Source organism: Streptomyces sp. NPDC093801 (genome assembly GCF_040701585.1).
GTDB lineage: Bacteria > Actinomycetota > Actinomycetes > Streptomycetales > Streptomycetaceae > Streptomyces.
Genome location: NZ_JBFBDP010000010.1, coordinates 204,255 through 216,950, shown reverse-complemented (window position 1 = coordinate 216,950; position 12,696 = coordinate 204,255). Strand labels below are relative to the sequence as shown.

Here is a 12,696-nt window from a genome sequence, read left to right as displayed (position 1 = left end):
CGCCCGCGGCCCGGGTCACTAGCCTGTCGCCATGACCGGCGACTCCGAGTTCCACGAGCTCCTGCACTCCCTGCGCGTCTGGGACACCGCCCTGCCCGCCTTCGACCCGGCATCGGCGCCCGGGCAGCCCCTGGAGCTGTTCCGGGAGTGGTTCGTGCACGCCGCCCGGGCGGGGCAGGTGGAGCCCCACACGATGAGCCTGGCGACGGTGGACGCCGACGGGCGGCCCGACGTGCGGATCCTGATGCTGCACGAGGCGGACGCGCGGGGCTGGCACTTCGCCTCGCACGCCACCAGCGCCAAGGGCCGCCAGCTGGCGGAGCGCCCGGAGGCGGCGCTGGCCTTCTACTGGCCCGCGGTGGGACGGCAGGTCCGTCTGCGGGGCCGGGTCAGCGCGTGCGGGCCGCAGGAGAGCCGGGCGGACCTGGCGGTCTGCTCGCGCGGCGCCCTGGCGGCGGCGCTGACGGGCCGGCAGAGCGAGGTGCTGGGCTCCCCGCAGGAGCTGGCCGAGGCCTCGGCCGCCGCCTGGGAGCGGGCCGCGGCCGAGCCGGACGCCCCGGCCCCGACCTGGACCCGGTACGTGCTGGACCCGGCGGAGGCCGAGTTCTTCCAGGGCGACGCCGCCCGCCGCCACGTCCGCCTGCGCTACCGGCGCGACGGGCGCGGCGGCTGGACCCGCGAGCTCCTCTGGCCGTGAACGCGCGACGGCGCCCGTCTCCTTTCGGAGGCCGACACGCGGACGAACGACCCCCTCAGGGGCGGAACACCGCGATCCACACCCCTTCGGCCGCCTCCCGGAAGGCGACCCGCAGCGGCATGCCGATGCGCAGGTCCCCCTCCGCGCAGTCGACGACCTCGGTCATCATCCGGGGTCCCTCCTCCAGGTCGACCACGGCGGCCGTGTACGGGACCCGTCCGCCGAACGGCGGCAGGTCGTTGCGGTGGACCACCGACCAGGTGTGGAGGGTGGCGCGTCCGCTCGCCTCCTCCCAGGCCACGCGCTCCTCGCCGGCCCAGCAGAAGGGGCAGAACTCGCGCGGGTAGTGGTGGGCGCGCCCGCAGTCGGCGCAGCGCCGCAGGAGCAGCCTCCCCCCGGCGGCGGCGTCCCAGTAGGGGCGGGTGAACTCGTCGGCCTCGGGCAGGTCGTACCGCGCGGCGCTCACAGCAGGATCCCCAGCGCGGAGTCGAGCGACCAGGTCTGCCAGGAGACGGCGAAGAACGCGACGCCCGAGACGAGCGCCATCATCGCGTTCTGCCCCTGCTCGGCCCAGTCGTGGATCATCAGCACCAGGTAGAGCAGGTTCAGCAGCAGTCCGCCGACCAGTGCCACCGGGGTCAGGAACCCGAGGACCAGGCCCAGTCCCAGGGCGAGCTCCGCGTAGACGACGACGTACGCCATCAGCCGCGGCCGCGGCTCGACGACCGTCGCGAAGCCCCTCGTGACGAAGGACCAGCGGTGCCTGCCCGCCACGTCGGCGGCCCAGGCGATGCCGGTACCGCGCTCGAACCAGCCCTTCTTGTCCTTGTGCCGCCAGCTCTCCAGCCACCACAGGCCGAGGCCTGTGCGCAGCACGGCGAGCCATTCGGCCCCGCTGAGCCAGATGGTCTGCATGGACCGCCACCCTCCACTCGATCTGACGGTACGTCAGTTCAGCGGATCGGCGCCGATCCCGCAAGGCCTCAGACGACCTCCGTGAACAGCCGCCCGTACCCCTCGACCCCGTCCGCCCCCACACCCGCCGCGCGCAGGGCGGACCACAGCAGGACCTGGTTCGCGGTCAGCACCGGGCGTCCCAGGGTGGCCTCCAGGGCGGCGATCGCACCGACCGCTCGGAAGCCGTTCCCGCCGACCACGACGGCCTCCGCCGCGTCGCCCACCCGCTCCGCCACCCAGTCGTGCAGCCCCTGCGGGGTGACCTGCGCCTGCCCGCCGGGCAGGCCGCACGGGGCGGCGTACGGGACCTCGAAGCCGGACTCCTCGTAGTAGCCGCGGCCCAGCTCGTTCAGGGTCTCGTCGAACCACGGCGGGTCGACGAGCGCGATCCGCCCGACCCCCAGGGCGCGCAGCGCCTCGACGGCGGCCGCGCAGGTGGCGACCACCGGCAGGCCGTGGGCACGCTCGCGCAGCCGGGCCAGCATGTACGCCTCGCCGCGCGTCCCGATCACGTAGGAGGAGCCGGTGAAGGCGTACGCGATCACCGCCACCGGCGCGGCCGCCAGCAGCCCGGCCGCGTCGTCCACCTGCGGGGGCTCGGCGAAGGCCCGTACGGGGGCCAGCGGGATCGTCGCCTCCATCACGCCGCCGCGCCCCATCCCGCCGAACGGCACCCGCGCGTAGTGCAGGCCCACACCGGGCGGGGCCATGGCGCGCAGCTCCGACTCGGGGCCGACGTCGGCGTGGGGGGTGAGGACGCCGAGCCGGACGCGCACGTCCCACCCGTCGGGCTGCCACATCGCGCACTCCTCTCCACTACCGGAACGCCCCACTTTGTCAGGGTTCACCCCGCTCCGTCGGCGAGCCGCGCCGGGCCCCCGGCCACCACCGCCGGCCCCCGTGACCGATCCGCAATCGATTCCCTCCTCGTCCGAGACCCATCAACGCTGTGTGTCGATACGCTCACTCCTCATGCCCGCGCCCGCACCCGATCTGACCAGCACCCAGCCGCGCCCCGTGTACGTGATCGGCGCGGGCCCCGGCGGGCTCGCCGTCGCCGCCGCGCTGCGCGCCCGCGGGGTGCGCGCCGTGGTCGTCGAGAAGGCGGACGCGGTCGGCGCCTCCTGGCGGAGCCACTACGAGCGGCTGCGGCTGCACACCACCCGGCGGCTGTCGGCCCTGCCCGGATTGGCGATCCCGCGCCGCTTCGGGCGCTGGGTCGCGCGGGCCGACGTGGTCCGGTACCTGGAGGAGTACGCCGGGCACCACGAGCTGGAGCTGGTCACCGGCGTCGAGGTGACCCGGATCGAGCGCGCCGCCGACGGGGACGGCTGGACCCTGCACGCCTCCGGCGGGCGGCTGCTGGCGGCCCGGGCCGTGGTGGTGGCGACCGGCTTCAACCACACCCCGCACCTGCCGGACTGGCCGGGCGCCGGCACGTACACCGGGCGGCTGCTGCATGCCTCCGGCTACCGCGAGCCCTCGCCGTACGCGGGGCGGGACGTGCTGGTCGTCGGCGTCGGCAACACCGGCGCCGAGATAGCCGTGGACCTCGCCGAGGGCGGGGCGGCCCGGGTGCGGCTCGCGGTGCGCACCGCCCCGCACGTGGTGCGCCGCTCGACGCTGGGCTGGTCGGCGCAGCGCACGGGGATCCTCGTCCGCAGGCTGCCGGTGCGGCTCGTGGACCGGCTCGGGGCGCTGGTCGCGAAGGCCTCGGTCCCGGACCTGTCCGCGCACGGGCTCCCCCGGCCCGCGTCGGGCCTGTACAGCAGGGCGCGCCAGGGCGCCGTCCCGGTGCAGGACGTGGGCCTGATCGACGCGGTGCGCGGGGGGCGGGTCGAACCCGTGGCCGCCGTGGCCGCCTTCGACGGCGACCGGGTGCTCCTGGCCGACGGAACGGCGCTCACCCCGGACACGGTGATCGCCGCGACGGGCTACCGCCGGGGCCTCGAAGCCCTGGTCGGACACCTGGACGTACTGGACGGCCGCGGCCGCCCCCTGGCCCACGGCCCCCGCACCGCCCCGCACGCCCCGGGCCTGTACTTCACCGGTTACACGAACCCGATCAGCGGGATGTTCCGCGAACTGGCCCGGGACGCGCGGCGCGTGGCCAGGGCCCTGTCCCGCTGAGACCGGTCGGGCACCCCTCGGCCGGATCCGGTCTGGACGGCGCCCGAGCACCTCTGCCACGGTTCAGGCACACCACCTCCACCACCTTTCCTGCGCATCCCTGTTCCTGACGGCGCGTCAGTTCAGTAATCTGACAAGACGTCAGCTACCGACGACTCCATCGAGGTTCATCGAGCAGGGCGGGCGAAGCGATGCTTGGATCTACTCACGGCACCCTCACCACCGACTTCCGCGCACGGGTCGAGGCCTGCGGGGAGACCCCCAGGACGGCCGTCCACTCCACGGCGGCACCGGCCGCCGGGAACGCGGCCGAACGGGACGTCAGCGGCCGGCCCCTGCACTCCGACGTACCCGACCTGGACCGGTTCTTCCGGCCGGAGTCCGTGGCCGTCATCGGCGCCTCCGACACCGAGGGCCGGCCCAACACCGGCATCACCCGGCAGCTGATCGCCTGGGCGGAGCGCGTCGGCGCCCGCGTGCACCCCGTGCACCCGACCCGGACCTCCGTCTTCGGACTGCCGTGCCACGCCTCCGTGGCCGAGCTGCCCGACCAGGTCGACCTCGCCGTCCTGCTCGTCGCCGACCCGGTCCCGGTCATCGAGGAACTCGCCGACACCAAGATCAGGTTCGCGGTCGCCTTCGCCTCCGGCTTCGCCGAGACCGGCGAGAGCGGCGCCGCCGCCCAGGCCCGGCTGGCCGCCGCCGTCCAGCGCTCGGGGCTGCGCCTGCTGGGCCCGAACACCAACCTCAACGCCTTCCAGGAGTTCCGCGAGGACCTCGACGGCCCGGCCATCGCCCTGATCACCCAGTCCGGCCACCAGGGACGGCCCGTCTACGCCCTCCAGGAGCTGGGCATCCGCCTCTCCCACTGGGCCCCCACCGGCAACGAGGCCGACCTGGAGACCGCCGACTTCATCTCCTACTTCGCCGAGCGGCCCGAGGTCGGCGCCATCGCCTGCTACGTCGAGGGCCTCAAGGACGGCCGGTCCTTCCTCCTCGCCGCCGACCGGGCCGCCCGCAACGGCGTCCCCGTCGTCGCCGTCAAGGTCGGCCGCACGGAGACCGGCGCCCGCATGGCCGCCTCCCACACCGGCAAGCTGACCGGCGCCGACACCGTCGTGGACGCCGCGATGCGCCAGTTCGGCGTCATCCGCGTCGACGGCCTCGACGAACTCCAGGACACCGCCGCCCTCCTCGCCCGGGCCAGGCCCCCGCAGGCCGAGGGGGTCGTCGTCTACTCCATATCCGGCGGCACCGGCGCCCACTTCTCCGACCTGGCGACCGAGGCCGGGCTCACCCTCCCCACCCTCTCGGACGCCAAACAGGCCGAGCTCCACCAGTGGATACCCCCGTACCTCAACGTCGCCAACCCCGTCGACAACGGCGGCCACCCCGTGGGCGACTGGCGCGGCCGCAAGATCATCGACGCGATCCTCGCCGACCCCTCCGTCGGCGTCCTGATCTGCCCGATCACCGGCCCCTTCCCCCCGATGAGCGACCGGCTCGCCCAGGACCTCGTCGACGCCGCCGAAGCCACCGACAAGCTGGTCTGCGTCATCTGGGGCTCCCCCGTCGGCACCGAGGAGGCGTACCGCTCCACCCTCCTCGGCTCCTCCCGCGTGGCCACCTTCCGCACCTTCGGCAACTGCATCACCGCCGTCCGCGCCTACCTCGGCCACCACCGCTTCACGGCCTCCTACCGCTCCCCCTTCGACGAGGCCCCCCGCACCCCCTCCCCCTCCTACCGCAAGGCCCGCGCCCTGATGCGCCCCGGCCAGCAGCTCAGCGAGCACGCGGCGAAGCAGCTGCTGCGGGCCTACGGGATCCGGGTGCCCCGCGAGCAGCTGGTCACCAGCGCGGCGGCGGCCGTCCGCGCCGCCGGCCTGGTCGGCTACCCCGTCGTCATGAAGGCCTCGGGGCCGCAGCTGGCCCACAAGACGGAGCTCGGCCTGGTCAAGGTGGGCCTCACCTCGGCGAGCCAGATCCGCGACGCCTACCGCGAGCTGACGGACATCGCCCGCTACGAGAACGTCCCGCTGGACGGGATCCTGGTCTGCCAGATGGTCGAACGCGGAGTCGAGATGGTCGTCGGCGTCACCCGGGACCCCCTCTTCGGCCCGACCGTCACCGTGGGCCTGGGCGGCGTCCTGGTGGAGGTCCTCCACGACGCCGCGGTCCGCGTACCCCCCTTCGGGGAGGACCAGGCCCGCACGATGCTCCGCGAACTCCGCGGCGCCGCGCTGCTGGACGGCGTACGGGGGGCTCCGCCGGCGGACGTGGACGCGCTGGTGGAGGTGGTGCTGCGGGTCCAGCGGATGGCGCTGGAACTGGGCGACGAGCTGTCGGAGCTGGACATCAACCCGCTGATGGTGCTCCCGCGGGGGCAGGGGGCGGTGGCGCTGGACGCACTCGCCATCTGCCACTGAGCTCCGCCGGGCACGGGGGCCGCTGCGCGGCAATTCCCGCCCGCGCGGCGTTTGAACGCACCGGGCGCGGTAGCGCACGGAACGGGTCCGGGCAGCGCCCGGGGAACGGTGGAAGGGCGGGTGGGGGACCTCGCCCCGCGCAGCGGCCCGCCCACCGGCATCCGCACCCGGCACCCGGCACCCGGCACCCGGCACCCGGCACCACTCCACCCCACCCCCGAACGGAGCCCTCATGCCCCCCGAAACCCCCTCGGACGAGATCCGGCACCGGTTCGAGAACGGCGTCTCCTGGATCACCCTCAACCGTCCCGACGCCATGAACGCCCTCACCCGGGACCAGCGCGAGCGCCTCATCGCGCTGCTCGGCGAGGCCTCCGCCGACCCCGGCACCCGCGCCGTCGTCCTCACCGCCACCGGCAAGGGCTTCTGCGCCGGCGCCGACCTCCGAAGCAACGCCACCGGCACCGGCACCACCGCCGACCGCGTCGCCGGCGACGTGTCCCGCATGATCCGCCTCGGGGCGCAACGCCTCGTCACCGCGGTCCTCGACTGCGAGAAGCCCGTCATCGCCGCCGTCAACGGCACGGCCGCCGGCATCGGCGCCCACCTCGCCCTCGCCTGCGACCTCGTCATCGCCGCCGAAGAGGCGCGCTTCATCGAGGTGTTCGTCCGCCGCGGCCTCGTCCCCGACGGCGCCGGCGCGTACCTGCTGCCCCGCCTGCTCGGCCCGCAGAAGGCCAAGGAGCTGATGTTCTTCGGCGACGCCGTCCCCGCCGAGGAGGCCGCCCGCCTCGGCCTCGTCAACAAGGTCGTCCCGGCCGACGAGCTGGAGGCGGCCGCCCGCGCGTGGGCCGAGCGCCTCGCCCAGGGCCCCACCCGCGCCCTCGCGCTCACGAAGCAGCTGGTCAACGCCTCCCTGGACAGCGACCGCGCCACCGCGCTGGCCGCCGAGGCCGCCGCCCAGGAGCTCAACATGACCACCGCCGACGCCAACGAGGGCGTCGCCGGCTTCGTGGAACGCCGCACCCCGAAGTACCTGGGCCGCTGAGCCGGGCCGCCCCCGCAGCCCACCGCCGAAGGCACGACCGCCCGCACCCCGGGGTACCCGGGCCGCTGAAGCGGAGCCGCTCCCCGCCGGGCCTACATCCGCGGGTCCGGCCTCAGCACCGCGAACACCGCGCCCGCCGGGTCCGCCGCCCAGGCGATCCGCCCGACGTCCGGCACGTTCGCCGCCGGCATCAGCACCACGCCCCCGGCCCCCTCCACCGCCGCCACGGTCGCGTCCGCGTCCGCCACGTGGAAGTACGGCACCCAGCGCGGCAGGGCGTTCGACGCCCCGCCCGCCCCCTCCCCCTGCGGCGCGACTCCGCCGAAGGAGGTGTCCTGCTGGTCGCCCTCGGCGAGGCTCAGCACCCGGTACGTCATCCCCGGCGTCTCCATCTCCGCCGACCGCCATCCGAACACCCGGCCGTAGAAGACGAGCGCCGCCGTCGGGTCCGGCACGTGCAGCTCCACCCACACCAGGCTGTTCTCGGCGGAGGCCACCTCCAGCCCGCCCGTCTTCCCGGGCTGCCAGCAGGCGAACCGCGCGCCCTGCGGGTCGGTGAACTGGGCCAGCCAGCCCTCGCCCATCACGTCCATCGGCACCACCCGCACCTGTCCGCCCGCGCGCAGCACGGCGTCGGCGGTGGCCCGGACGTCGGGGCTCTGGAAGTACACCGTCCACGCCGGGTCCGCCCCCTCCTCCGTCAGCGGTCCGAGCGCGGCCACGGTCCTGCCGTCCTGCCGGAAGAAGCCGTACCCGCCCGCCTCGGGCCCGGCGGAGACGAAGTCCCAGCCGAAGACCGCCCGGTAGAAGGCGGCGGCCGCGCCGGTGTCGGGGCTTCCGAGGTCGAGCCAGTTGGGCGATCCGGTCCGGAAGTCGGTGCCGAGCATCAGGTCCTCCACAGGTAGGTGCCGCGCAGTCGCTCGCCACCCTGCCCACCCCCCACCCGCCGGAGGGCGTACGGGCCGCCACGGCCGGTCGGATTCACCCGTTCGGCGTCACCGCACCCGGCACCGCACCCGCACCCGCGCCCCCGCACGCGCGCCTGCGCCCCGCCCCCCACCCGGGCTTCCACACCCCTTCTCATCTGACGAGCCGTCAGGTTCAATCGGAGGGTGATGGGACACGCAGGGATGGCGGCCACCGTCGTCCGATACCTCAGGTCAGCCGGCTCCCCCACCTCCGCGGCCGGGGAGCCCGGTCCCGCGCAGGTCGACGCCCTCCCGCGCCCCGACCTGCGGGCCGTCGGCGAGGACGAGCGCGCGCCCGTCAGCCCCGCCGAGTTCCGGGCCGTCCTCGGCAACTTCGCCAGCGGGGTCACGGTCATCACCGCCCCGCCCGCCGACGGCGAGGAGGGGCCGGCGGGCTTCGCCTGCCAGTCCTTCGCGTCGCTCTCCCTCGACCCGCCCCTGGTCACCTTCATGGTGGCCCGTACGTCGACCACCTGGCCGCGCATCGCCCGCGCCGGGGTGTTCTGCGTCAACATCCTGGGCGCGGACCAGGGGGAGCTCTGCCGCTCCTTCGCCGTCAGCGGTGCCGACAAGTTCGCCGGCGTCTCCCACCGGCCCGCCCCGGCCACCGGGTCCCCGCAGCTCGACGACGTCCCCGCCTGGATCGACTGCCGGATCCACGCCGTCCACACCGGCGGGGACCACCTGATCGTCGTCGGCCGGGTCGAGGCCATGGGCGCGGAGGGCGAGGGCGCCCCCCTCCTCTTCCACCAGGGCCGCTTCGGCCGCCTGGCCGACTGACCCCGGCCGCCCCGGCCCGGTTATCCTGCCCGTCTCGGAACGGGCGGGGGCCATGAAGAGGACGTACGAACCCGGGCGCACGCGGTGGACGACCACCACGGGATGGCTGATGCCGACGAGCGCCCTCGGAGCGGTCGTCTGCAGTCTGGCCGGGGTGAGCCCGTACCCGCCCCTGGCCGTCGAGCTCGCCCTCGCCGGCGCCTCCGCGGCCTTCGCCGTCTGCTGGGCCGCGGCCTCCCATCCGGCCGGCCGCAGACCGCCGAAGGTCTCCCTGGCCAAGGCCCCGGCGGCGCCCGCACCGCCTGTGGACCGTCCTCGCCGTCCCGGCCCCGGCCCTCGCCCTGACCTGGCTGGCCCGGCGCGCGTGACGCGCGCCGGGCCGCCGGCCGCCTCTCAGAACGTGAGCACGCCCCGCGCCACCCGTCCGTGCCGCGCGTCGTCCACGGCCTTCGCGAAGTCCTCCACCGGGTAGACCTCCGTCACCAGCTCGTCCAGCAGCAGCTTCCCCTGCCGGTACAGCTCGGCGTACAGCACGATGTCGCGCTGGGGGCGCGAGGACCCGTACCGGCATCCCATGATCGTCTTGTCCAGGTACATCGAGGAGACCAGGAACGACGCCTCCTCCTTGAACCCCGGCACGCCCAGCAGCACCGCCTGCCCGTGCCGGTCCAGCAGGTCCACGGCCTGCCGGATCAGCTTCACGCTGCCCACGCACTCGAAGGCGTGGTCCGCCCCCGTCGGCAGGACCTCCCGGACCGCCGCCGAGGCGTCGGCGGGGGACCCGGCCGCCGAGGCGTCCACGAAGTGCGTCGCGCCGAACCGCCGCGCCACCGGCTCCTTCGCCGGGTTCGCGTCCACGGCCACGATCACGGACGCGCCCGCGATCCGGGCCCCCTGGATGACGTTCAGGCCGATCCCGCCCGTCCCGATGACCACGACGGTCTCCCCGAGCCCCACCCTCGCCCGGTTCAGCACGGCCCCCACCCCGGTGAGCACCCCGCAGCCGATCAGCGCGGCCGAGGTCATCGGGACCTCCTCGGGGATCTTCACCGCCTGCACGGCCTTGACCAGGGTCCGCTCCGCGAACGCCGAGTTCGACGCGAACTGGAACAGCGGCTGCCCGCCCCGCGAGAACGGCCGGTCCGGCATCCCGATCGCCCGGCGGCACATCGTCGGCCGGCCGCGGTCGCAGTCCGCGCAGGCCCCGCAGTTGGCGAGGGTGGAGAGGGACACGTGGTCACCCGGAGCCACGTGCGTCACCCCCGGCCCCACCGCCTCGACCACCCCGGCCCCCTCGTGCCCGAGCACCACCGGCGGCGGGAAGGGGATCGTCCCGTCGATCACCGAAAGGTCGCTGTGGCACAGCCCGGCCGCGGTGATCGCGACCAGCACCTCCCCCGGCCCCGGCTCCCGTATCTCCAGGTCCCCGACCACCTGGGCCTGCTTGCCGTCGAACACGACGCCTCTCACCTGGGCTCCTTAGGCAGGCCGAGCACCCGCTCGGCGATGATGTTCCGCTGGATCTCGTCCGAGCCGCCGTAGATCGTGTCGGCCCGGGTGAACAGGAACAGGCGCTGCTCCCCGTCGAGTCCGAGCTCGTACGGGACCCCCCGCGCCCAGGGCCCCGGCCCGGCGGTGGCCCGTGCGCCCCCGACCGCCACCGCCAGCTCGCCGAGCCGCCGGTGCCAGCCGCCCCACAGCAGCTTCGCGACGCTCGGCGCGCCGGCGTCCCCGGGCTCGCCCAGGGTCCGCAGGGCGTTCCAGCGCATGGTGCGCAGCTCGGCCCACTGCCGTACGAGCCGCTCCCGCAGCACCGGATCGGGCGCGCCCGAAGCCGCGTACGCCGTGACCACCCGTTCCAGTTCGGCCGCGAAACCGATCTGCTGGACCAGGGTGGAGACCCCGCGCTCCAGGGCGAGCAGTCCCATGGCCACGCTCCAGCCGTTGCCCTCGCCGCCGACGACCTCCTCCGCGACGGCCCCGTCGAAGAAGACCTCGTTGAACTCGGTCGTCCCCGACATCTGCCGGATGGGGCGGACCTCCACCCGGCCCGGCTGGTCCATCCGGACGAGGAGGAAGGACAGGCCGTGGTGGCGGCGCGAGCCGCGCTCGGTGCGGGCGAGGACGAAGCACCAGTCGGCCTCGCGGGCCAGGGAGGTCCAGATCTTCTGGCCGGTGACGCGCAGCAGCCCGTCCGCCGGGTCCCGGACGGCCGCGGTGCGCAGCCCGGCGAGGTCGGACCCGGCGTCGGGTTCGCTGTAGCCCTGGCACCACAGCTCCTCGCCGCGGGCGATGCCGGGCAGGAAGCGGGCCCGCTGCTCGGGGGTGCCGTGGGCGAGGAGGGTGGGGGCGAGGAGGTTCTCGCCGATGTGGCCGACCCGGCCGGGGGCGCGCCGCGCGGCGTACTCCTCCGCCCAGACCACCTGGCCGGTGAGGGAGAGCCGCTGCTGTCCGTAGGCGCCGGGCGGGGCGTCCCAGCCGGTGCCGATCCAGCCGCCGCGGCCGAGCTCCCGTTCCCAGGCGCGGCGGGCGCCGACGCCCTCGTGCTCGCTGCCGGGCCCGCCGAGGCCGATGGCCTCCTCGTACGGGCCGACGAGGTGTTCGGCGAGCCAGGCGCGGGCGCGGGCGCGCAGTTCCCCGGCCTCCGGGCCGAAGCTGAAGTCCACGCTGCTTCCCCTTCTCCCGGCCCTCAGGCGTTCGGGCGGTCCTTGGCGGCGGCCGCCTTGGCCATGGCCTCCAGCTGGGCGAGCATCGGCATCGGGTCGGTGCCGACGGTGCCGGGGAGGAAGTCGGCGATCTTCTCGGGGGTCCAGGCCCCTTCGGCGTACCCGGCGCGCAGTTCGCGCGGCTGGGCCCAGACGGCGATCTTCGGGCCGGCGATCGTGTAGACCTGCCCGGTGATGCCCTCGGCCTTGGCGCGGTCGCTGAGCAGGTACGTCACGAGCGCGGCGACGTCCTCGGGCTCGCCGATCTCCTTGAGCTCCATGGGCACGTTGGCGGACATCCGGGTCCGGGCGACGGGGGCGACGGCGTTGGCGGTGACCCCGTACTTGCCGAGTCCGAGGGCGGCGCTGCGGACGAGGGAGATGATCCCGCCCTTGGCGGCGCTGTAGTTGGCCTGGGCGACGGATCCCTGGTGGTTGCCGCTGGTGAAGCCGATGAGCGTGCCGGAGCCCTGCCGGCGCATGACGGCGGAGGCGGCGCGGAAGACGGTGAAGGTGCCCTTGAGGTGGGTGGCGACGACGGGGTCCCACTCCTCCTCGGACATGTTGAAGAGCATCCGCTCGCGCAGGATGCCCGCGACGCACACCACCCCGTCGATGCGCCCGTACTCGGCGAGGGCGGTGTCGACGACGCGCTGGCCGCCGGCCATGGTGGAGATGTCGTCGGCGACGGCCACGGCCTCGCCGCCGGCCGCCAGGACCTCCTTGACGACGTCCTCCGCCACCTCGCTGGTGGGCGCGTTCCCCTCGATCCCGACGCCGTAGTCGTTGACGACGACCCTGGCGCCCTCGGCGGCGGCGGCGAGTGCCACGGCGCGTCCGATGCCCCGGCCCGCACCGGTGACGGCGACGACCTTGCCTGCCAAGAAGTTCCCCACGTCCGGCCCCTTCCCGCTCTTTCTGACGGTCCGTTAGATTCTATGACCAGTCAGATCCCTTCCCACAAGCCCCTGTTCGTCCAAGGAGT

12 protein-coding genes are annotated in these 12,696 nt (G+C 74.8%); 5 read left to right on the top strand and 7 right to left on the bottom strand.

Annotation, left to right across the window (positions count from 1 at the left end; all coding sequences use genetic code 11):
• Nucleotides 1-31: 31 nt before the first annotated feature.
• Nucleotides 32-697 (top strand): pyridoxal 5'-phosphate synthase, encoded by a 666-nt coding sequence (locus AB0469_RS14160; protein ID WP_366451614.1) that lies wholly within the window; start codon nucleotides 32-34, stop codon nucleotides 695-697.
• Between the two features lie 55 nt (nucleotides 698-752).
• Here the strand turns inward: AB0469_RS14160 and AB0469_RS14155 are convergent, their stop codons facing one another.
• From AB0469_RS14155 to AB0469_RS14145, 3 genes are all read right to left on the bottom strand, one after another.
• Nucleotides 753-1,163, bottom strand: a complete 411-nt coding sequence (locus AB0469_RS14155; protein ID WP_366451613.1) for a Zn-ribbon domain-containing OB-fold protein — start codon at nucleotides 1,161-1,163, stop codon at nucleotides 753-755.
• Nucleotides 1,160-1,612, bottom strand: coding sequence for a DoxX family protein (locus AB0469_RS14150; protein ID WP_366451612.1), 453 nt, complete (start codon nucleotides 1,610-1,612; stop codon nucleotides 1,160-1,162). Before AB0469_RS14150 ends, AB0469_RS14155 begins: the two co-directional genes overlap by 4 nt.
• Nucleotides 1,613-1,680: 68 nt before the next feature.
• Nucleotides 1,681-2,454 (bottom strand): maleate cis-trans isomerase, encoded by a 774-nt coding sequence (locus AB0469_RS14145; protein WP_366451611.1) that lies wholly within the window; start codon nucleotides 2,452-2,454, stop codon nucleotides 1,681-1,683.
• Nucleotides 2,455-2,626: 172 nt separating this feature from the next.
• On the opposite strand from AB0469_RS14145, the gene AB0469_RS14140 reads away from it, so the two are divergent.
• The 3 genes from AB0469_RS14140 to AB0469_RS14130 all read left to right on the top strand — a co-directional run bounded on the left by AB0469_RS14140 (nucleotide 2,627) and on the right by AB0469_RS14130 (nucleotide 7,258).
• Nucleotides 2,627-3,784, top strand: coding sequence for an NAD(P)/FAD-dependent oxidoreductase (locus AB0469_RS14140; protein ID WP_366451610.1), 1,158 nt, complete (start codon nucleotides 2,627-2,629; stop codon nucleotides 3,782-3,784).
• A gap of 191 nt (nucleotides 3,785-3,975) precedes the next feature.
• Nucleotides 3,976-6,210 carry an acetate--CoA ligase family protein gene (locus tag AB0469_RS14135; protein WP_366451609.1) on the top strand — a complete coding sequence of 745 codons (2,235 nt, stop codon included), beginning with the start codon at nucleotides 3,976-3,978 and terminating at the stop codon, nucleotides 6,208-6,210.
• A 232-nt stretch (nucleotides 6,211-6,442) separates the two neighbouring features.
• The gene (locus AB0469_RS14130; protein ID WP_366451608.1) at nucleotides 6,443-7,258 is read left to right on the top strand and encodes an enoyl-CoA hydratase-related protein; all 816 of its coding nucleotides are present in this window, start codon (nucleotides 6,443-6,445) and stop codon (nucleotides 7,256-7,258) included.
• Between the two features lie 92 nt (nucleotides 7,259-7,350).
• On the opposite strand, the gene AB0469_RS14125 is transcribed toward AB0469_RS14130, so the two are convergent.
• On the bottom strand, nucleotides 7,351-8,145 hold the full coding sequence (locus AB0469_RS14125; RefSeq protein WP_366451607.1) for a VOC family protein: 795 nt from the start codon (nucleotides 8,143-8,145) through the stop codon (nucleotides 7,351-7,353).
• A gap of 243 nt (nucleotides 8,146-8,388) precedes the next feature.
• Between AB0469_RS14125 and AB0469_RS14120 the strand changes: the two genes are divergently transcribed.
• On the top strand, nucleotides 8,389-9,006 hold the full coding sequence (locus tag AB0469_RS14120) for a flavin reductase family protein (RefSeq protein ID WP_366451667.1): 618 nt from the start codon (nucleotides 8,389-8,391) through the stop codon (nucleotides 9,004-9,006).
• 393 nt (nucleotides 9,007-9,399) lie between these two features.
• Here AB0469_RS14120 and AB0469_RS14115 read toward each other — a convergent pair whose 3' ends face one another.
• From AB0469_RS14115 to AB0469_RS14105, 3 genes are read right to left on the bottom strand one after another with little or no spacing between them, the layout of a single operon-like run.
• The gene (locus AB0469_RS14115; protein ID WP_366451606.1) at nucleotides 9,400-10,476 is read right to left on the bottom strand and encodes a Zn-dependent alcohol dehydrogenase; all 1,077 of its coding nucleotides are present in this window, start codon (nucleotides 10,474-10,476) and stop codon (nucleotides 9,400-9,402) included.
• Nucleotides 10,473-11,672 carry an acyl-CoA dehydrogenase family protein gene (locus AB0469_RS14110; protein ID WP_366451605.1) on the bottom strand — a complete coding sequence of 400 codons (1,200 nt, stop codon included), beginning with the start codon at nucleotides 11,670-11,672 and terminating at the stop codon, nucleotides 10,473-10,475. Before AB0469_RS14110 ends, AB0469_RS14115 begins: the two co-directional genes overlap by 4 nt.
• 23 nt (nucleotides 11,673-11,695) lie before the next feature.
• Entirely contained in the window at nucleotides 11,696-12,607 is a 912-nt protein-coding gene (locus AB0469_RS14105; protein WP_366451604.1) for an SDR family oxidoreductase, read from the bottom strand.
• Nucleotides 12,608-12,696: the final 89 nt, after the last annotated feature.

What these genes read in the sequence shown, in the direction of transcription:
- AB0469_RS14160 (WP_366451614.1), top strand. Translation starts at nt 32, where the DNA reads ATGACCGGCGACTCCGAGTTCCACGAGCTCCTGCACTCCCTGCGCGTC.
- AB0469_RS14150 (WP_366451612.1), bottom strand. Translation starts at nt 1,612, where the DNA reads ATGCAGACCATCTGGCTCAGCGGGGCCGAATGGCTCGCCGTGCTGCGC.
- AB0469_RS14145 (WP_366451611.1), bottom strand. Translation starts at nt 2,454, where the DNA reads ATGTGGCAGCCCGACGGGTGGGACGTGCGCGTCCGGCTCGGCGTCCTC.
- AB0469_RS14140 (WP_366451610.1), top strand. Translation starts at nt 2,627, where the DNA reads ATGCCCGCGCCCGCACCCGATCTGACCAGCACCCAGCCGCGCCCCGTG.
- AB0469_RS14135 (WP_366451609.1), top strand. Translation starts at nt 3,976, where the DNA reads ATGCTTGGATCTACTCACGGCACCCTCACCACCGACTTCCGCGCACGG.
- AB0469_RS14130 (WP_366451608.1), top strand. Translation starts at nt 6,443, where the DNA reads ATGCCCCCCGAAACCCCCTCGGACGAGATCCGGCACCGGTTCGAGAAC.
- AB0469_RS14125 (WP_366451607.1), bottom strand. Translation starts at nt 8,145, where the DNA reads ATGCTCGGCACCGACTTCCGGACCGGATCGCCCAACTGGCTCGACCTC.
- AB0469_RS14120 (WP_366451667.1), top strand. Translation starts at nt 8,389, where the DNA reads ATGGCGGCCACCGTCGTCCGATACCTCAGGTCAGCCGGCTCCCCCACC.